Source organism: Imperialibacter sp. (genome assembly GCF_040222385.1).
Taxonomy (GTDB): domain Bacteria; phylum Bacteroidota; class Bacteroidia; order Cytophagales; family Cyclobacteriaceae; genus Imperialibacter.
Genome location: NZ_JAVKDF010000040.1, coordinates 114,136 through 135,586 on the forward strand (window position 1 = coordinate 114,136; position 21,451 = coordinate 135,586).

12 protein-coding genes are annotated in these 21,451 nt (G+C 45.8%); 10 read left to right on the forward strand and 2 right to left on the reverse strand.

The annotated features are described in order from the left end of the window. Nucleotides 1–46 precede the first annotated feature (46 nt). From RIG68_RS21715 to RIG68_RS21745, 7 genes are all read left to right on the forward strand, one after another. Nucleotides 47–4,813, forward strand: coding sequence for a hypothetical protein (locus RIG68_RS21715; protein ID WP_350127170.1), 4,767 nt, complete (start codon nucleotides 47–49; stop codon nucleotides 4,811–4,813). A gap of 221 nt (nucleotides 4,814–5,034) precedes the next feature. Further along, the gene (locus RIG68_RS21720; RefSeq protein WP_350127173.1) at nucleotides 5,035–6,417 is read left to right on the forward strand and encodes a dipeptidase; all 1,383 of its coding nucleotides are present in this window, start codon (nucleotides 5,035–5,037) and stop codon (nucleotides 6,415–6,417) included. Nucleotides 6,418–6,501: 84 nt separating this feature from the next. Beyond that, nucleotides 6,502–8,529 (forward strand): protein-disulfide reductase DsbD family protein, encoded by a 2,028-nt coding sequence (locus RIG68_RS21725; protein WP_350127176.1) that lies wholly within the window; start codon nucleotides 6,502–6,504, stop codon nucleotides 8,527–8,529. 9 nt (nucleotides 8,530–8,538) lie between these two features. Then, entirely contained in the window at nucleotides 8,539–9,834 is a 1,296-nt protein-coding gene (locus RIG68_RS21730; protein ID WP_350127179.1) for a peptidoglycan DD-metalloendopeptidase family protein, read from the forward strand. 80 nt (nucleotides 9,835–9,914) lie between these two features. Next, a complete protein-coding gene (locus tag RIG68_RS21735; protein WP_350127182.1) occupies nucleotides 9,915–12,206 on the forward strand; it encodes a patatin-like phospholipase family protein in 2,292 nt (763 codons plus the stop codon). 68 nt (nucleotides 12,207–12,274) lie between these two features. Beyond that, nucleotides 12,275–13,009, forward strand: a complete 735-nt coding sequence (locus RIG68_RS21740; RefSeq protein WP_152001286.1) for an OmpA family protein — start codon at nucleotides 12,275–12,277, stop codon at nucleotides 13,007–13,009. Nucleotides 13,010–13,047: 38 nt separating this feature from the next. Further along, complete coding sequence (locus RIG68_RS21745; protein WP_350072753.1) at nucleotides 13,048–15,129, forward strand: OmpA family protein; 2,082 nt, start codon at nucleotides 13,048–13,050, stop codon at nucleotides 15,127–15,129. Between the two features lie 317 nt (nucleotides 15,130–15,446). Here RIG68_RS21745 and RIG68_RS21750 read toward each other — a convergent pair whose 3' ends face one another. Beyond that, nucleotides 15,447–16,268: a hypothetical protein gene (locus RIG68_RS21750; RefSeq protein ID WP_350127185.1), complete on the reverse strand. Its 822-nt coding sequence runs from the start codon at nucleotides 16,266–16,268 to the stop codon at nucleotides 15,447–15,449. Nucleotides 16,269–16,522: 254 nt separating this feature from the next. On the opposite strand from RIG68_RS21750, the gene RIG68_RS21755 reads away from it, so the two are divergent. Genes RIG68_RS21755 through RIG68_RS21765 form a run of 3 tightly spaced genes read left to right on the forward strand, consistent with a single transcriptional unit; the run spans nucleotide 16,523 to nucleotide 20,402 of the window. Next, nucleotides 16,523–17,962, forward strand: coding sequence for an aldehyde dehydrogenase family protein (locus RIG68_RS21755; protein WP_350127188.1), 1,440 nt, complete (start codon nucleotides 16,523–16,525; stop codon nucleotides 17,960–17,962). Between the two features lies 1 nt (nucleotide 17,963). After that, nucleotides 17,964–19,940 carry an FAD-dependent oxidoreductase gene (locus RIG68_RS21760; RefSeq protein WP_350127191.1) on the forward strand — a complete coding sequence of 659 codons (1,977 nt, stop codon included), beginning with the start codon at nucleotides 17,964–17,966 and terminating at the stop codon, nucleotides 19,938–19,940. Between the two features lie 60 nt (nucleotides 19,941–20,000). Beyond that, nucleotides 20,001–20,402: a hypothetical protein gene (locus RIG68_RS21765; protein ID WP_350127194.1), complete on the forward strand. Its 402-nt coding sequence runs from the start codon at nucleotides 20,001–20,003 to the stop codon at nucleotides 20,400–20,402. Here the strand turns inward: RIG68_RS21765 and RIG68_RS21770 are convergent, their stop codons facing one another. Continuing rightward, the gene (locus RIG68_RS21770) at nucleotides 20,403–21,449 is read right to left on the reverse strand and encodes an alcohol dehydrogenase family protein (RefSeq protein ID WP_350127197.1); all 1,047 of its coding nucleotides are present in this window, start codon (nucleotides 21,447–21,449) and stop codon (nucleotides 20,403–20,405) included. Nucleotides 21,450–21,451: the final 2 nt, after the last annotated feature.

The window sequence follows — 21,451 nt, forward strand, 5'->3', positions numbered from 1 at the left end:
CTTTGAAGTTATGCAGGTGTTTTTAAGGGAACGGTTATCTCTCAAAATGAGATTCTTAGCAATATTCCTATTGCTGTCGTCACACCTATGGGCTCAACAGTTTACCTTTTCAACTGACCCAAATACATTCGGGCAAGATTTATCAAACGGCATCAGGCAAATTGACAATGAAGGTGCGGCCAAGATCGCCGCAGACTTTGTCACCGTGTGGAATTCAGGTCAGATCAACGCCGACCAGAAGAAAATCATTATTGACATTGCCGTCAAAATGCGGGATCGGAGAATGCGAACCTATCCATACTTCGAATTCTTCGGTGCCTACATTGCCTACGCCATTCAAAAGGAAAATATTAGCTCCATCGAGCTCACAAATCTTCTCAAGATCAACAATCAGGTAGTCGATAGCTATCGCAACAAGGAGTACAGCGAGTTTTTGCTCATGCTCAATCAATTTTTTGCCCGAAGGGCTTTGTACTACACCAAATACTTCAAACTATATGCCGAGGGAGGCACTTATGGTTTTGAATTGGACGAGGCGGAGCCAGCCTATGTGTTGCCAGCTGAAGAGCCTCCCATTGAAGATGAAATTGTTGAAGAAATTCCGGCCGATAGTGGCTGGGGAACTGCCGACACCAGCAACGATGGTTGGAGCACGCCCTCCAATAGTGGGTGGGGCAATGACTCAGGATGGGGCAACGACCCGGTAGCCGAGCCCGAGCCCGCTACTGACGCTTTTGTGGCAGAGGTGGTTAACCAGGCAATGCTCCCCCCTGTGAGCGGCCCTGTAATAAAGCTCAACAATGTGAATTTCAGGTTAGTAACACCCTATGACTCCGTCGGCATCCAAAACACGTCAGGCTCGGTTGTCATCCACGACAAAGTATTCGTGGGCAGCGGGGGTAAATTTAACTGGCCTGGCGAAGCAAATGGTGCCGAAGCGGCCTCAGTTACCTTTACTGATTACAGCTTTGAAATCACTAAACCAAGAATAAGTGCGGAGAAGGTCAGTCTCAGCTTCCCTGCCTGGTTTGACGGAGAAGCAGAGGGAATTTTCGACTTCAAGAGCTATCAGAGAACAGACAAAGAGGAGCTGTATTTTCCCCAGTTTACTTCCTACTATGCCGACATCACTTTAAAACTTAAAGCGCCAAATGCTACGTATACGGGGGGCTTTTCTATTATAGGAAACAAATTTTACGGCACGTCCGCCCTTAAGCGACCATCTGTACTAAATATTAGAGATGACTTCGGTCGTTCTTTTACAGCAAGGGGCGTCAAGTACGCCTTCGAGGACTCCTTGATAACGTCGGACAAGGCAATGGTCGCTATTTACCACAATGGCGATTCGATCTTCCATCCGCAGAATAAACTGGTTTTTGATGAGGGCAAAAACCTACTCACTCTATACAGAGACCAGAATAAATTCAAAGGCACGCCTTACTCTTCGTCGTTTTTCGTGATGGACTTTAGCGCCGACAAAATTAGCTGGGATTTGAAGACCGACAGCCTCGATATCTCTATTATGAATGCTCGAAATCGTGTCCCAGCGGTTTTCGAGTCTCAAGACTACTTTAGCGAAAAGAGGTTTTCAATGTACCCGGGCTTGTTCGGATATCATCCTATCATGGCCGTGGTTCGGTATGCCAGGAATTCAGGAGCAAGTGAATTTTACCTTCGCGACATGACAACGGCCTATAAGCTTGACTACAATCAGGCGCTTGCGGCAATGAATTTCCTTTACCAAAATGGCTTCATCAATTTCCTGGCTGAAACGGGGTTCATAAAGGTGAAGGACAAATCTTTTCACTACATTCTATCCAATCAGAACAAGAAAGACTACGATAACCTTATCGTACCTTCTCTTACCGAGCGGTATCCTAACGGCACGCTTAATTTTGGCACCAAAGAACTCACTCTCAGGGGCGTTGACAGGGTATACATTACTACCGACCTGAAGGTTTACATGGAACCAGACAGCGGTGTAGTCAAAATTCTGGAGGGTAGGGACTTGCTGTTTAATGGAATGGTGAATGCCGGAGATTTCGTATACAAAGGAAAGGATTTTCAGTTTCAATATGCGGACAATCTTTTTGCCATGCCGACAATTGACTCCATCAGGATTCAGATTCCGGTGCCAGACTCGCTTAAAGTTGAAGGCGGTGAAGAAAAGACGGCCTTGCATAACCACCTTGAGCTTACCTCCGGAACCCTATTTGTAGAAAGCCCCGACAACAAGTCAGGTAAAAAGCAAAACCTCCAGTACCCTTACTTTACTTCCGATTCCGAGGCTGTTGTTTTCTTCGACTCTAAAGAGATTCTTAAAGGAGCCTATAACAAAACAGTGAGGTTTGTGATACCTCCTTTCGAAATCGACAGTTCCAATAGGAGCGATGGGGCAAGTATAAGCTTTGAGGGCACATTCCATGCTGGAGACATACTGGAGCCATTTGAGGAGAAGCTTGTTATTCAACCTGATAAGTCACTGGGCTTTGAGCATAAAATACCTGAAAGCGGTTACAAGCTGTATGGGGGCACTGGAACACTTTACAACAACCTAAGCCTGAGTTACCAGGGCTTGAGGTCAAATGGAAAGATTGACTATTTAACGACTACCGTATACTCTAACGACTTTATTTTCTATTTGGATTCTACTTCAGCCATTGCTCAAAGTGGCGAAATCAGGCCGGGCAACTTAGGGTCGGCGTCCTTCCCACAAGGAATAATGGGAGCCCTGAGAATGAAATGGCTGCCCAAAAAAGACAGTATGTTTCTCAAAAATATCGGTGACCCCATTGAGTTGTACAATGGCACAGCCAAGCTTCAGGGGGCTGCAAACATTACTGCCAAAGGGGCCTTTGGGCTTGGCACGCTGGAGACACGTGGGTCGAGGGTGAAATCGAAGCAGTTCAGTTTTTCAGAAACAAAATTCAGCGCCAGGCATGGAGCGTTTGAAATTTTGACTGACAACCCACAGAAGCCAGCCATGGCTGGAGAGGATATTGCGCTGAACTTTGACCTCGCCAGCAACATTGCAGACGTGCACCCTGAAAAGGCCGGTGTAGCGGCCATAGGCTTCCCTTATGCGCAAATGAAGACGTCAATCACCAACGCCATCTGGAACCTAAACGACCAAAAGATTACGATGAGCAAGCCGGCCAACGTTGCTATTGAAGACTCCTACTTCTACTCAACCCGGCCCGACCTCGATTCGCTGGCGTTTAACGCAACAGCGGGTATTTACGATATCAACCGCTACGAGTTGAACCTGCAGGGCATTCCGTACATCACGGTGGCGGATGCGGAAATAACGCCGGAAAACGAGGAGATTACAATCCTTGAGAATTCAACACTACAGGAGCTTAAAAATGCCATTGTCAGGATCGATACTGCCAATCGTTACCATACCCTGACCAACGGGCTCATTACCATTGTGGACAGAAACAAGTTCACCGGTAGTGCCTTTTATCAGCTCGTCAATGCGGCGCAGGACACTTTTACGATCAAGTTCAATCAATTTGAGCTTCAGAATGTGCCTATCGCTAAGAACAGGTTCAAGACAATGACGGTGTCCGAAGGCGATGTGCTGGAAGATCAGGATTTTGTGATGTCGCCGGGATTTCTGTACAAAGGTCGGGCGAAAATGTATGCAGACCGGAGGGCGCTTGAGCTGATTGGCGGAGTGAAGCTCGACTGGAAGAAAGAAAGGGACTCTCAGTGGATCAGCTACACCAACAAAACCGAAAACCCTGAAGTGCTTGTCAACTTTGATGCCTCAACAGCGGAAACAGGTCAGAAACTAGTCGCAGGCCTACACTATGACTCATTTGACGACATTATATACCTGACCTACATTAACGACAAAAACGACCCGATTGACTTTGATCTTTTTACACCTCATGGCACCCTTTCTTATAATCTTGAGGGGGATTTCTACAAAATAGAAGACCAAGCCAAGTCAGACGGGAATTCCTATGCTGGTAGCACGTTCATTTACTCCGAAAACACCAATAGTGTGATCTTTGAAGGCCCGGTAACCTTTATAAAAAACAGCCCCGATTTCACTTTGAAGGCATCTGCAAAAGGGATTGGCCGACTCGACTCCTCCTACTTCAAAATGACAGCTTTTTTAACGGCCGACTTCAAAATTAGCCCAGCCGCAACCGAGGTTATGACGAAAGACCTCGTTGACATTATTGAGCGCCTGGGGGCTCCACAGGCAAATAACATACAGGGTGACTTGGTTTATCTCCTCGCCAACCTTACCAGCGATCAGATAGCCAAAAGCTATGAAAACAACACTTTGAAAAATTACGTGCCGTTGGTATCTGTGTCACCAGAGCTTCAAAAAGCACTGTCTCTCTCGGAGGTCAACCTGCAATGGAATGCTACTCACAAGGCCTGGTACAACGATGGCAAGATTGGCATTTCAAACATTTTCAGAAACGACATAAATGCAGAAGCTGACGGCTTTGTTGAAATTAAAAGAGACCCCCTTGGAGACATCGTAAATATTTTCATCATGTTTTCAGAAGCCACCTGGTACCACTTCAGGTTCGACCAGAACAGGCTCCTTATTCTCTCTTCCAACCAGAAATTTAACGAGGAGATAAGAAACTCCTCTACACTTGAAAAAGCCGCACTAGGTGCTTTTGCTCTTGGACTTGGCGAGGAGTCCGAAACGATGACTTTTATCAATAATTTCCGCAAAAACTACTATAATATCGACAAACCTTTCAAACTACAATTCACTACCGACCCTGCCTTTGGAAAGGACAGCTTCGATACGATTGAAAAAGACAAAGACGGTTTCTAATCCAGTTACTGTCAACGTAGAAAAGTTTGACGCTATGATAGGCCTGGCCCTAATCCGCTTTCCGCCCCTCCACTTATAAATACCATTGATACATAGCAGATTTGCCTTTGCAGCGTCTTAGTAATATTCCTTACTTTTACCTGATGAACACACTGATGTTTCATTCCGAAGAAATGCAGCACAGCAACCTTTAAAACATTAGCCCGATAAATTAAAATTTCATGAGTGTTAAAACCAAGATTCCCTACATCGAGGAAAACCAGCAAAGGTTTTTAGATGAGCTTTTTGAGTTGTTGAGAATTCCATCGGTGAGTGCCGACAAAAAGTTCAAGGACGATGTAAAAAGAGCAGCGGAGTTTATAAAGAAGAAGCTAGTCGAAGCTGGCGTCGATAAGGCTGAAATTTGCCCTACCGCTGGTCATCCCATTGTTTATGGAGAAAAAATAATTGACCCCGCACTTCCAACTGTTCTCGTATACGGGCACTACGACGTGCAACCTGCCGATCCTTATGAACTTTGGGAAACCCCTCCGTTTGAACCCACCATTAGAAACGAGAAAATCTATGCCCGGGGTTCTGCCGACGACAAAGGCCAGATGTACATGCATATCAAGGCATTTGAAACGATGATGCGCACTAATTCGCTCACCTGCAATGTAAAGTTCATGATCGAAGGTGAGGAAGAAGTGGGCTCCAACAATCTGGGCATTTTCACTGAAGCCAACAAACAGAAGCTGAAGGCTGACATGATTATGATTTCTGACACGGGCATCATCAGCAATGAACATCCTTCTATCACAGTTGGGCTTCGTGGTCTCACTTATGTGGAAGTGGAAGTAACAGGGCCAAACAGAGATCTTCATTCGGGTATGTACGGTGGCGCTGTAGAAAACCCCATCAATGTTCTTTGTGAAATGATCCACAAAATGAAGGACGAAAATGGTCACATCACAATTCCCGGGTTCTACGATAAAGTCGTGGAGTTGTCAAAAGCAGATAGGGAAGCTATGGCGAAGCAGCCCTTTTCGCTCGAAAAATATAAGAAAGACCTCGACATAGCCGACGTATTTGGAGAAAAAGGCTTTTCCACAATAGAAAGGACAGGGATTCGGCCGACCTTCGACGTCAACGGCATTTGGGGAGGTTATATTGGCGAGGGTGCCAAAACGGTGCTTCCCTCCAAAGCCTACGCCAAAATCAGCATGAGACTAGTGCCAAATCAGAACTCTGACGAAATCACAAAGTTGTTTACGGACTATTTTCTGAGCGTAGCCCCTAAAACAGTAAAGGTAAAAGTAACACCCCATCACGGAGGCGAACCCGCTATGGTGTCCACCAAGTCCACAGCCTACCAGGCAGCGGCATTGGCGGTGGAAGAAGCCTGGGGAAAAGCCCCGATCCCCACCAGGGAAGGGGGGAGCATACCCATAGTAGCACTGTTTCAGAAGGTATTGGGCCTCGACTCTTTGCTGATGGGCTTTGGATTGGATGAAGACGCCATCCATTCGCCTAATGAGAGCTATGGTATCTTCAACTACATTAAAGGAATTGAAACCATCACGCTGTTTTATAAACACTTTGCTACTTTGAGCAAAGCGAAATAAAAACAAGCAAACAAACTCTCTGCGAAGGGAATACGTTAAGGAGTGAAATTTGGCCCTTTCTCTTTCTGGAAAAAGAAGAAACTGATGAAAAGAATACTACTAGGTCTGTTTGGAGTTTTTACCATTTTTGCCTCCTTTGGGCAGGTACAAAAGCCTATATCGTGGAGTTATGAGTTGAGCAATAAAGACCCCAAGGTAGGCGATACGCTTAGCCTCGTTTTCAAAGCTAAAATAGATAATACCTGGTATTTATATTCTTCAGACTTCGACCCTGATCTCGGTCCAATTGTAGCAGAGTTTGATTTCATCGACGACCCGTCATACGAGGCAGTTGACAGCATCAGACCTATCGGCGCCAAAAGAAAGTACGACGACCTATGGGAAGGGGAGTACACGTATTTTAGAGAGCATGCTGAATTTCGTCAAACCATTCTCGTCAATAGCCTGCCAATTAATCTTTCGGGCAGTTTTTTCTATCAGGTTTGCACCGATGTAGATGGCAAGTGCATCAACTTAGACGAAGATTTTACCTACGCCACCTTCTCCGGAGATTCCAGAAAAAGCTCCGTAGAAGTAAAAAAAGGTTCTAATGACACCGAAACGGCAGTCCTGAACAAAAGAGACTCCACGGATGCCTATTCACTCTGGGGCTTTATGGTCGTTGCCTTTTTAGCCGGACTTGCGGCGCTGCTCACACCCTGTGTGTTTCCTATGATTCCCATGACGGTTACTTTTTTTACCGGAAAGGGAGACAAGAAAAGTGGTAAGGGCATGGCCTTGTTTTATGGCTTCAGCATCGTGCTTATTTATACCCTTATTGGATCGCTGGTTGCGCCGTTTATGGGGCCTGAAATCGCCAATGACCTGGCCACTGGCTGGGTGCCTAATGTCATTTTCTTTTTGGTCTTCATTGTTTTCGCCCTGTCCTTCTTGGGGCTTTTCGAAATCACGTTGCCCCACAAATGGGTCAACGCCATGGATCGCAATGCCGACAAGGGTGGTATGATCGGCGTTTTCTTTATGGCCTTTACGCTGGTGTTGGTTTCTTTCTCCTGCACCGGCCCAATCGTTGGTAGCATCCTTGTAGAGTCTGCGGGCGGCATGATCCTGAAACCAATTTTGGGTATGGCGGCATTCTCGATGGCTTTTGCAGTGCCATTTACATTGTTTGCCTTTTTCCCGAACTGGCTGAGCACATTGCCAAAGTCCGGCGGGTGGCTCAATTCCGTTAAAGTGGTGCTGGGTTTTCTGGAGCTCGCTTTGGCGTTCAAATTTTTGAGCATTGCCGACCAGGCTTATCACTGGAATATCCTCGACAGAGAAATCTACCTGGCTATCTGGATTGTGGTGTTTACCTTATTGGGTTTTTATCTGCTAGGCAAAATACAGCTCCCCGGCGACAGCAAAATGGAGAAGCTTCCAGTGCCAAGACTAATTCTCGCAGTAATCACATTCACATTCGTGGTTTATATGATCCCAGGGATGTTCGGTGCCCCCTTGAAAGCCCTGGCCGGATATTTACCTCCACAGTCCACGATGGATTTTGACTTACCTGGCATTGTTCGTCAGCAGGGAGCTTCTTCCAATTCAGGCACTGCATCCAACAGCATCTGCGAACCGCCAAAATACGCCGACATGCTCCACTTCCCTCATGGTCTCACTGGCTATTTCGACTACGACCAGGCCATTGCCTGCGCACGGGAACAACAGAAACCGCTTTTTATCGATTTTACCGGACATGGCTGCGTCAACTGCAGGGAAATGGAGGCAAGGGTATGGTCTGACCCTCAGGTGCTCGAAAGACTAAAAAATGACTTTGTACTAGTGGCGCTTTACGTGGACGAAAAGACCGAGCTCCCCGAATCACAGTGGTATGAGTCGGAATATGATGGTAAAATCAAAAAATCCATTGGGAAACAAAATGCAGACTTGCAGATCACTAGGTTTAACAACAATGCCCAGCCTTTTTACGTGATTTTGGATCCAAACGAGAACCTTTTGGCCGCTCCTAAGGCCTATGACCTCAATATTGCTAACTTTGTAACGTTTCTGGATGAGGCGAGTTCTTCTATGACGAAGAACAAACCCGTTTTTTCGACCATAAACCCCTGATTCGACCTGATGAAGAAATACGTTCTGGCAGGAACCATCTTAGTAATAATCTCTTGTTTATTTTTCCTCGCATATAAACACCAGCAAGCTACCTACCAACCTGAATACACCGGCGAAACGGAATTGGTTACGGTAGACACAGTCACAACGGTCTACGAACCCGAAAGACTCTACGGTTTTAATTTGGATTCTTTTAACGTTTACGAAGACATCGTTAAAAGAAATCAGACACTGTCTGATATTCTGAAGACCTACAATATTGACCCCACCAAAATTTATGAGGTGGCCACTAGCTCAAGAAAAGTCTTCGATGTAAGGAAAATTGGCTACAGAAAAAGCTACACCGTTTTCACCACAAAAGACTCTGCGGCGAAGGTCGTAGCCATGGCTTACGAACCGGACAAAACCGAATATGTGGTCTTCCACATGTCCGACTCTGTTTATACAGAGCGAGTACAAAAGGAAAAAGCGCTTCAAGTTCGGGCTATTGCTGCCAAAATTGAGTCTTCGCTCTATGAAACGCTCATCAACGCCAATGTTTCACCTATGCTTGTTTCGAAACTGGTAGATATGTACGCCTGGCAAATCGACTTTTTTCATATTGATGCCAACGATTACTTCAAAGTCATATTTGAAGAAGAATTAATCGACGGAGAGGTAGTAAACATCCCAAGGGTGGTGGGGGCCTATTTTTATCATGCTGGCCGTGATTTTTATTCAGTGTACTACAACCAGGGAGACGGGCTGGATTACTTCGATGAGGAGGGAAATAGCCTCCGAAAAGCTTTTCTTAAAGCCCCGGTAAATTTCAGTCGGATAAGCTCAAGGTATTCTGGTAGACGATTTCATCCTGTGCTGAAAAGATACCGGTCTCACCTGGGAACAGACTATGTAGCACAAAAGGGCACACCGATTTATACCGTTGGAGACGGTGTCGTTACTGAGGCCACCTACCATTCAGGAAACGGGAATTATGTGAAAATACGACACAACGCCACCTACACTACCCAATACCTGCACATGAGTAAAATAGCCAGCGGCATGCGGCCCGGCAAAGCGGTGAAGCAAGGTGAGGTCATTGGCTACGTGGGAAGCACAGGGTTGGCTACGGGGCCGCATGTTTGCTTCCGGTTTTGGCGCAATGGCGTTCAGGTCGATCCTTTCTCTGTCGAAATTCCCCCTTCGCAGCCTATTGCGGAAGCATACAAAGAAGCCTATTTCAAAGAAAGGGACAAGATTCTTTCAGCTATTGATACAATCTCATTTATATCAGAAAAGCCCGTTCTCAACGCTTCTGTAGATTAACTTTTTCTTCCTGCACACTTTAATTTGTTGACAGTAGTTTAGACAGTATATTCTCACGAAATTCTCCAAAACAGACATCTATGGGAAAAAGGCTGGCTTTACTCCTTTCAATGTCACTCATTTACTGTTGCAGCTTTTCCCAAAAAGTGGCGCTTGTATTTAGCGGCGGTGGTGCCAAGGGGCTGGCACATGCTGGGGTAATCAAAGCCCTCGAGGAAAACAACATCCCTATCGACTACATAGTGGGCACTTCAATGGGCAGCATCGTAGGTGGGTTCTATGCCGCCGGATACAGTGCAGACCAAATCATGGAAATAGCTCTATCACAAGACATCCAAAACTGGGTCAAGGGAGTGATCAGAGATGACTATAACTACTACTATACCCAGAAGGATCCTGACGCCCGATGGATGTCGGTTGAATTGTCACTTGACTCTGCCTTTACGGCCTCTTTCAGTGCCAATATAGCTGAGGATCATGCGCTGAACTTCGCCCTGGCCGAACACCTGGCACAGGCATCCCGAAGGGCTGGCTACAATTTCGACAGCCTTTTTGTGCCCTTCAGGGCAATGGCCGCAGAAGTTTTCACTCAGCAGGCAGTGCTGCTGAGTGATGGAAACTTGTCGGATGCACTCAGGGCTTCAATGACGGTTCCCTTCTTCTTCCGCCCTATAAAGTTTGATGGAAAGTATCTTTTCGATGGTGGCATTTACAACAACTTTCCCGTGGACATTGCCATCGAGGAATTTAAGCCCGACATCATCATTGGTGTTAATGTAGCCTCAAAGGTTTACAAGGAATACCCCTCCAAAGAAGCCGACCACCTTGTAAACGAGCAATTGCTCTTTCTTATGCTTGATAAGTCTGACCCAACCAGACTGGAGGGTAACATCTACATCGAGCCCAACCTGGAAGGGCTCAGTTCAACTGATTTTGCAAGAGTCAAAAGTATAACCGACAGTGGCTATGTGGAAACTATGAGGCAAATGGAGTTCATCAAGTCGAAAATAAGTCGTCGTGTTGAGAAGGAGGAAATCGCCTCTAGCAGAAACTCATTTAAATCAGATTTTGTACCGCTCGACTTCAGTGAAGTGGAGGTCGAGGGGTTTAATTCCAGACAAACAAAATACCTCGACAATCTTCTGGAGAAAAAGAACAAAATTGTTGAGCTGGAAAAGATAAAGTCAGGCTACTACAAAATCGTTTCTGAAGACTACTTCAGAAGTATGTATCCTCAAATCACAAAGAGCGAAACTAGCGACAACTACAAGTTAAAGCTGACTGGCTCACCTCACAGGAAGGTAAAAATGATTTTGGGAGGAACAATGACCAGCCGAAGCACCTCTAACCTGTTGGTTGGCGCACAATACAAGCGGCTTGGCCAGGTATTCACCCACTTCGACGGTGCCATCAATGCCGGCAGGTTTTACCAATCTGCCAAAGCCAGCGCCAGGCTTTACTTTCCAACATATATCCCCTTCTATCTGGAGCCAAAATACGTTTACAACAAGTGGGATTTTATTAATTCTACTGAAATACTTTTGAAGGACAAGGCTCCCACAATTGTCAATCAGGTGGACAGAAATTTCACCTTCAACATCAGTACTCCCCTGGGCACTCACCACAAACTGACGTTCAGCCCGGGCCTTTTTTACACCCGAGATAATTTCGCCGCTATCCCGGAAGTTAATACCAGCGATGTACTTGACGAACTGCGACTCAAGGGTTTTATGGGCAAAATAAAAGTGAGGCAGAGTAACCTCAACTTCTATCAATACCCGACAAAGGGAGAGGCCTTTGAAGGTTCTGTTGGCGGATACCACGCTTCAGAAAAATACTTTCCGGGAAGCACCTCCGGGCTTGCTTACAGAGAGGCCAGCCACTCCTGGCTAACGGCGAAAATCTCCTACGAAAAATACAACAGGTTGCTTAGCTGGTATGGAATCGGCTATCAGGTGGTCGGCCATTTTTCAACATTCCCTACCCTAAGCAGCTACCGGGGAACTCAAGTTGCCGGTGGCGGCTACTACCCATTTCAAGACAGCCGTACTCTCATTCTGGAAAACTTCAGATCCAATAAGTTTGCTGCTGGCGGTCTGAAGCAGATGTTTTTTGTTCGTGACAACCTTCATTTCAGGATGGAGGGACATTTTTTTGCGCCACTCCAGTTGCTTGAGAAGTTGCCAAATGAAATGCCTGTATATAGACAAAACACCAGGAAGATATTTTTCGCTGCATCAGCAGGTGTAGTCTTTCAAAGCCCAATAGGCCCCATTGCCTTTGCTGCTAACTACTATGATGATGAAGAGCAAAAATGGGGAGCACTGTTTCATTTGGGCTACTTGCTGTTCAATGAACGAGCCTTTGATTAATTCAATAATTTTTTTTATTAGCTTCGAAAAAGCTTACTTTTATTGGAAAAATTACTATCGACCTTACCATGAAAATAACACCGGCAGCATATCTTGCCCTGTTTTTTATAGCAAGTGCGTGGCAGCTTAAAGCTAATGCTAGTTTTTTATCAACAGCAGGGTTTTATCAGCAGAAGGATTCCTTAGTTAAAGTGTCTGGAAAAGTTGTGGATGATAAAACCGGAGAACCTATTGTCGCCTCTGTTTTCTATGAAAAGCTTCCCTATTATGATGATATGGGATCGAATAAGAGCAAGCAGCAAGATGGCTCTTTTGAGCTATTCCTATTCAACAACACTTCCTACACCATGAAAATTAAGGCAAATGGGTATGATGCTGTTGACAGAGAATTTAAGGTTGGGCTACAGGCAGGCGATTCTGCCTTTAATTTGGAGTTCCGCCTTACCCCTGACAGGGCTAATCAAATGATCACTCTCGAAAATCTTATTTTCGAAAGAGGTAGGTCAAAGATAAGCTCAAGCTCCTTTGAAGAGCTGGATCGTTTAGTGGACTGGCTTAACGAGAGGCCCAACATGGTTATTCAGCTTGAAGGCCACACCGACTTTGAGGGCAGCGATGCCGCTAATATGGAGTTGTCGTTAGAAAGGGTAAATGCCGTAAAAGATTATCTAATTTCTAAAAACATAAAAAAGAACAGAGTGCAAACAAAAGCTTTTGGGGGCACTCAACCACTTACGCTTGAAAGAACTGATGAAGATAAACGAAGGAATCGCCGTGTTGAGGTACGAGTCATTCGAGAATAATTTATCCCTAATCCTAAACCTTATTGAATCGGCTTGATATGAAAAGAATTCTACTAGTATTATGTTCTTTTGCAATTGGCATAAGCCTGAAAGCACAGGAATCTGTTAGCTGGGCCAGTAGAGTCATTGAAGTTTCGTCAGAGATGTCCCCACTGGAATACTCAGCAATGCAGGTGCTTCACAAGCCCAACGTGTTGCCCAATGGAGGCGACAATCCCAATGCCTGGACCCCCAACAAGGCCGACAGAACCGAATTTATCACTGTTGCTTTCGAAAAGCCTATTAGAGCACAGCAAATTGCAATCGCTGAGTCGCAAAACCCGGGTGCCATTTCGCAGGTATATGCCTACGATGCTTCCTTCAATGAGTTTTTGTTGTTTGAGCTGACTCCCAGAGCCATCCCTATAGAAAGCAGGCTGCTCAACCTTTTCTTCGAAAGAACCAGTTATGAGATTGCCGGCATCAGGCTCGTTATTGATGGGCGTTCTATCAAAGGGCTTAACAGTATCGATGCTATTGGTATAAGTGACTCAAACATTCCTATTACAGTATTGGTCAACATCGCCCAGAATGTAAACCAAAACCTGGAAACAGTTGAGAAATTGGGAGAAAACGTAAACAGTACCTACGTAGAGCACAGTCCAATTATATCTCCTGACGGAAAATACCTCTTTTTTAGCCGTCAGTACCATCCACAAAACGTTGGAGGCGTGGATGACGCCGAGGACATCTGGTATTCAGAATGGAATGAAGAAAAGCAAGAGTGGAACATTGCTAAGAATGCGGGCCCACCATTGAATACAAAAGGGCCAAACTTTGTTTCTTCCATAACTCAGGAAAATGGAGAGATGATACTTTTATTGGGTAACCAATATGGTAAAAAGGGCAAAATGTTTGCTGGTGCTTCAATGAGCAAGCTTGTCAATGGTGAATGGGCCGAACCTGAGAACATCGAGATTGAGAATGACTACAATTACAATTCCAGAGTAGACTATTCGCTTTCGGCAGACGGCAAAGCAATGATTATCTCATCGGAGAGGGACGACACCTACGGCGGGCGAGATCTCTATGTATCATTCAAAAAAGGCAACGGCACCTGGTCGGAGCCTAAAAACCTTGGTGGGGATCTCAACAATGCTTCTGATGAGCAGGCACCTTTCCTGACCAACGACAATAAAACCCTCTACTTCTCTACAAAAGGCATCAGTGGATACGGTGGTGCGGACATCTTTGTAACCACGAGGCTGGATGACACATGGCAAAACTGGTCGGAGCCCGAAAACCTCGGTGCAGGTATTAACACTGCAAGTGACGACATCTATTTCAATATGCCCACTTCAGGCAAGCATGCCTATTTCTCAAGAGGAGATGAAAATGAGGACACTGATATTTACAGGTTCGAAATCCAGGAGTTTTTCATCGAGTCCGACAAACTTTTGGCTACTACCGAGCTGGATGGTGCGAAGAATAAAAATCTGAAGCTAAACCCGAGAGACGTTGTGATTGCGCTAAATGGAAGAGTGCTTGATGAGAAAACTCAAAAGCCTGTTATAGCCACAATTATGATAGAAAGACTTCCTGATGGTGTTGATATTGGCGCAGTGAAGACTAATCCTGAAACGGGCGAGTTTCACTTCAGCCTCAGAGGAGGTGCTCACTATGGCGTTATCACAGAAGCCGCCGGCTATATTTCTCTTGATAGAAATCTAGATCTTAATCAGCCTAACCCTGAAGAAAAAACGAGGCAACTTGATCTTTTTATGGTTAAGCTGGAAAAGGGTGCGGAGATTTCGTTCAACAACATATTTTTCGATCTTGAAAAATATGAGCTGAAGACCGCTTCATACCCGGAACTTGAAAGAGTAAAAGAGATGCTTGAAGCACAGAAAATTGGAAAGATTGAGGTTTCTGGCCACACCGACACCTCCGGCCCGGAAGATTACAATCAACGACTATCTGAACTTCGTGCCAGAGCGGTATACAATTACTTTGTCAACAATGGCATCGATAAAGCAAGATTGACTGTGGTGGGGTATGGTGAAACCAAGCCTAAGGTACCGAATGACACAAGAGAAAACCGTGAGAAGAACAGAAGGGTAGAGTTCAAAATCATGGAGTAAATCAGGTGCTTTTGCTCGACTTTAGATAAAATCAAAAATGCCCGGCTTCGTCCGGGCATTTTTATTTGGCACCTCTGGTGAAAGCTGCTATGAGAAAAAGCAACTGCGCTGAGATTCTTACCAAAATCTAACTCACCGCAGCCCCCTCAAAACACTTCCTGGGAACTTTTCAAATGCTAGGTGTATCATCGTTTTAAGAAATGTCAGTCATAGATACATATTGTCTCGATAGAGGGAGGCAAAATTTCCTGATGGGAGGGGCTTGAGAGGCAGTCCAGGGGTTGACTAAAGAAGGAGCTTAACCTTACGGCGGCACTTTATTTACTGGCAAGCAATTCGCTTTGTCCCCGGAAGTAATCTCTTACATTCGAAATACGATCAGACGGGTAAAGAAAATATGACTTGTCTACCAAAGCAACAGCCTTTACGATCTCTTTGGCATTCCAGGCTGCAATGGCCCTGTTGTAGTAGTTAAGCCCAGCTAACTGCTTTTTGGTAAGCATGCTGTTCTGAATATAGCTTTTCTGGCCGCTTCTGGTGTTCGACGAAATGCCCGATATGCTCTGACGCTGTGCGCTGAGATACTCTCTTTCCTTCTCCTGTATTTCATTTTGAGAAGAAATAAATCCTGCAATGGGATCAGTAGACTCAAACAAGAAGGCTCTTTCGCCAGTGTTGATCTTCAAGTAAATATGATAATCCGTTTCCACCAAATTCACCTCGTACCCCAAATCAGTGAGGTACAAAAAGTAAAGCGATGTAGCAGTGAGGCAATCATACTGTCCGGTCTCGAATTGATCTGCAAGACTCACATACTGCTCATAGTTTTTCAGCTCCTTCCGGTGAACCCTGTAGAAAAAGAATTTCAAGAACTGTTCTTCGCTCTTGTATTTCCGTTGCTGACTTTGATAGAAAGCAAGATTGGTTTCGTAGGTGGTTAAGTCAGATTCGGCACGTTGTTGATCAACTGACTCATCGGCAACCAGTAACAAACTCAAAGCTGGTTCGCTGGAGGTATTGAACAGTACCTTTTCTTCAAACTCTGAATGAAAGCGCAAATCAGACACACTAATCCCCTGACCGAAGCCTCTTGAAGCCCATCCGGTTAGAAGAATAAGTATGTAAATCCTTGCACTCATCAGTTATTTTCTATTAACTCTTGTCTAAATACGAGACGACATAACATAAAGTTAACATTAAATTAATATAACGTATGCCTCTCTCAGCTTTTTTCGACGAATTCGTCGGAGTAGTGGATAAATGCCCTTTGATTTGATGCCACACATTGTTCAATGTTACGTCAATGTTACCGCAAATAGTTTTTGATTATCTTCCGGTAGACAATGAGGCTTATTTGTGGTAATTTGTTAGTAAGGATTAACACCACCTGAAATTGATAGACGAGAAACACCAAACAAAAACGCTTGACTTTGATCTGTCCGAGGTCTTTTTGCAACAGTCACAGAAAGCTCTTTTGCTCAGGAAAGAAAGCTACAAGCTGAGAATTGACCGGCTGAAAAAGATCAAGGCCTGGATACTTGCCAACAAGGCGAAAATTCGTGATGCCGTATACAGCGACTTCAAAAAGCCTGGCTTTGAAGCTGACCTCTCTGAAACCTTTGTGGTGCTGGCAGACATCAATCTGGCACTGAAAAGTCTTAAAAAATGGACAAGACCTACATCATTGCCTGCCGGGCTAACCTATTTCGGCTCTTCAGCATCTGTCGTCTACGAGCCGAAAGGCGTTTGCTTAATTATTTCTCCATGGAATTATCCGTTCAATTTATGCATAGGGCCGTTGGTTTCGGCTATTGCTGCGGGCAACACCGCTATTATAAAACCATCTGAATTGACTCCCAACACCTCGAAGCTTATTGCGAAAATGGTAGGCGAGTTGTTTCCCCAGGAGGAAGTGGCGGTGTATCAGGGTGGGCCTGAAGTAACCCAACAACTTCTTCGGCTGCCATTCAATCACATTTTTTTTACCGGAAGCTCGGCTGTAGGCAAAATAGTGATGGAGGCAGCAGCCAAAAACCTAAGCTCGGTGACACTTGAATTGGGAGGTAAATCTCCCGTTGTAATTGATAAAACAGCAGATTTGAAAGACGCTGCCGAAAAAATCGTCTGGGGAAAACTTCTTAACTGTGGCCAAACTTGTGTGTCACCCGACTACCTCTTCATTCACGAAGGCGTAAAGGAGCCGTTTTTACACCACATGAAGCATTTTCTGGATGTCCTTTTCAAGCAACCTGAGGAAAGTTTTAAAGAGTCGCCCAACTACGCCCGAATTATCAATAAAAAGCACTATCAACGGCTATGTGAGGCCTTGAGCACCGCCATAGAGGACGGGGCGAGTCTTGTTTGCGGTGGCGACGTTGATGAAACTGACAACTTCATTTCTCCTACCGTCCTCGACAATGTGCCTCTTCACACCACGCTAATGAGAGAAGAGATTTTCGGGCCTATCCTTCCGGTTAATACGTTCAAAAATCATGACGAAGTCATCCAATACATCAACAAACAACCCAAAGCCTTGTCGCTTTATCTGTTTTCGAAGGATAAGCACATTCAAAAAAGGTATAGACTGGAAACCTCGTCAGGAACAGCTTGTGTGAATGACGTGGTAGTCCAGTTCCAGCACCCGCACCTTCCCTTTGGTGGAGTGAACGAAAGTGGTATCGGCAAGTCTCATGGACATTTTGGATTTCTGGCCTTTTCAAATGAAAAAGCGTGGTTGAAACAAAGGATCGGTTTTACCTCAGCCAAATTGCTCTATCCACCTTATTCAGCCACAAAAAAGAGCATTCTCGATATCCTTATGAAGTATTTCTGAAATGAAGCTTACAGAAAGACAGTGCAGCATTTTGGAGGAAGTGGCCAACACCTTCATCGCTCCCCACAACACAAGTGGCGAGCATAAAGGTTTTTGGTTCTCGAAAGGAGCCGACAGGGTTGCCCCAGGCAAAATTGCGGAGGTGATTGCATCCCAGCCCCGGCCTGCACGTGAGGAATTCACCCAGCTAATGAAAATATTGGACAGCAACTTGCTCGGCATGACCTGGGCGGGGCCTATGAAGAAGTTTCTCGACCTGACTTTTCAACAAAGAGAAAAACTTTTCGTCACCTGGTCCAATAGCCCGCTAAAAAAACTCCGGAAGGCATTTTCTTCTCTCAAAAAACTTTCAACTTTCATCTATTTCAGCTCCACCGAAGATGGTTACCACCCCGACTTCAAGGCCATTCAGTATCCCGGCCCGCTGCTGGGCGAAGCAGACAAACTCCCCCGACTTCCGGTATTCCAGATTGACAAGTATAGTATCCTAACCTGCGAAGTACTCGTGATTGGTAGCGGTGCGGGGGGTGGCGTGGTAGCAGGTGAGCTGGCCGGCTCAGGCAAAGACGTTATCATTGCCGACAAAGGCCCCTACCTACACGGCGTTGACTTCTCTCAGGAGGAGGGTAAGATGATTGAGACGTTGTACGACGGGAAGGGTGCCATCACGTCCTCCGACGGTCAGGTGAGTATTTTTGCTGGTAGCTGCGTAGGTGGTGGCACTACCGTCAACTGGGCTGGTAGCTTCAGGACGCCTGACTATATTCTTCAGGAATGGGCCAGTGAACATGGTGTGCCCTTCCCAATTTCCCAATCGTTTCAGGACAGCTTATATGCTGTTGCAACAGAAATAGGCGTTAACACCAATTACTCCCTTCACAACCTGCAAAACCAACTTCTGTTGGACGGCTCCAGGAAACTAGGTCAGCAAGTTGAACTCATTCCAAGAAATGAACAACAGCCTGGCGCAGAAGATTTTCGAAAGCTTGGCTTTAGCAGCCTGGGCGACAGGTACGGGATTAAGCAAGGCACCGCTCAGACTTATATTCGAAAAGCTGTAAATGCGGGAGCACGCCTTCTTTCGAAATGCCAAATTGAAAAAATATCGATAAAAAATGGGAGAGCAATTGGTGCCGAAGCGGTTTACTATTCACCTGAAGGCCAAAAGAAAAAGGTCTTTATACATGCCGAGAAAATTGTAGTGGCCGCCGGGGCAATTCAGACCCCAGCGCTGCTGAAAAGAAGTGGGCTCAAAGATGAGCACATAGGAAAACACCTTTACCTTCACCCCACCGTAGGTATCAGCGCCACCTACGCTCAAAAATCAGAAGCCTGGTTTGGGCCAATGATGTCTGTAGTCAATGATCAATTCGCCCGGTCGGACGGCAACTACGGCTTCAAGCTTGAGACACCGCCCACTCATCCCGGTCTCATTGCCATGTCTCTTCCCTGGTCAGGTGCCCGCCAATTCAAAGAAGACATGTTGAAAGCATCGCACATTGCTTCTTTCATAGCCATTGTACGAGACAAGTTTCCTGGATACATCACTATCGACAGGGAAGGCCAACCCATTGTGCATTACAAACTTCACGGGTTCGATTTGAAGCATCTCATCAAAGGGATGGAAGAAGCGAGCAGGCTCCATTTTGCCAATGATTGTAAGCAGATTATCTATCCGCATTTCGGTAATCATCGCTTTAATAACACAGGCAAACGAGCCGATCTAGAAAAGTTTGTCCACAACCTGCCGGTCTGGGGCTGGAGGCCAAATCAGTTTTCGCTTTACAGTGCACATCAAATGGGCACCTGCCGAATGGGGGGAGACAAAAAGACGCACCCAACAGCACCTGATGGCAGCCTTTATGAAGTGCCCAACATCTACATTGGCGACGGGTCAGCTTTCCCATCTGCTAGTGGTGTCAATCCGATGCTGAGCATTATGGCGCTTGCTCATCACACAGCTCAGGGGCTAAAATAGATGCGTGCAAAAGCAATTCCATTTTTATAATTTCGTTCATCCAATTGTGATCAAAACCATATGCGCAGTCTTTTAAAATACTCCACCATATTTGTTGGCCTTACCCTTACCTTCTGCTCTGAAGGTGACAAAACCCAAAGGGCCCTTCAGGGAAAATGGAAAGCTAACTGGACGACAAGCAAAGAAGCCTTCCCCGATGTGAGCGATGACATCGCCATGACCATGGAAGGGTGGATTGAATTCAATGCTGATGAAGTAACTATCACGGCCTACGGCTACCCGGGCTGCATATTTTCGGCAGACACTCTTGAGCACTCACAAAAATGGGCTATGAGGAACGATACGCTGGAGCTACTCAATGAAGGCGATTTACATGGAATAGCCTACTTAATGAAAGAGAAGTCTGATGACCATATCCAGTTGGTACTGATGGGAGATATCTTTCTGGATCTCACCAGATAATCAATTGTGCAGGATGATCTTCAAGCTTTTATCCAGCTTTTGATCAAAAATTCTATAGCCCTCCACCCCATGCGCCAATGGCAGCCTGTGCGAAATAATCGCTGATAGATCAATTTTCTGATCAAAAAGCAAGGGAAGCAGCTTTGACATGTAGTGCCTGGCGGGGCACCTTCCGGTCTTGTAAGTAATGTTCTTGTTGTAGGCATCAACGGGCGAAAACGTGAAGTTAGTGGCAGTGTGTACACCTACTGAAGAAATAATACCCCCCGGTCTCACCGCATCAAAAGCCAATTGCTGAGCAGAAGGATTCCCCACCACTTCCATGACGGCATCAACACCGATCCCCTTTGTTTGCTGGAGAATCAGCTCCCTTACATCAGTTTTTGCCATGTCTACAGCGATAGCTCCATATCTTTCAGCGATCGCCAGACGCTCCGGAATGCTATCAACAGCCCAGATTTCATCCGCTCCCTGAATCTTGGCGGCCAAAATAGCCATGAGCCCGACCGGCCCACACCCCAGCACCACATATCTTCCACCTGGCCTGACGCCAGCGTTTTCAGCGCAGAAATACCCTGTACTAAAAATGTCGCCAGTGAGCAGAACCTGCTCTTCGCTAAGCCCCTCAGAAGATTTAACCAGCGTACTGTCGGCAAGTGGCACTCTTACATACTCCGCCTGCGCTCCATGAAGACCATGACCATGCTCCACCCACCCATAGAGCTGCCCGTGCTGGCACCTACACGTAAGCCCGATCTTGCAGAAATAGCATAGGCCGCAACTCGTGGTAAAAGGGCTTACCACCCGGTCACCCATTTTAAGGCTCCTAACGGCATTTCCAATTTCAACAACCTCCCCAAAAAATTCATGACCCATGGCGGTTCCATAATCCAGTCCCTTTTCATGTTCCCGGTAAACGTGTAAATCAGAGCCACAAATAGCAGTGAGCTCTACTTTTACTATTACATCTGTTGGATGAACGATCGTTGGATCTTTGACCGTTTCAAAGCTCAGCTTCTCCTTCCCTTGAAATGTAATGGCTTTCATGG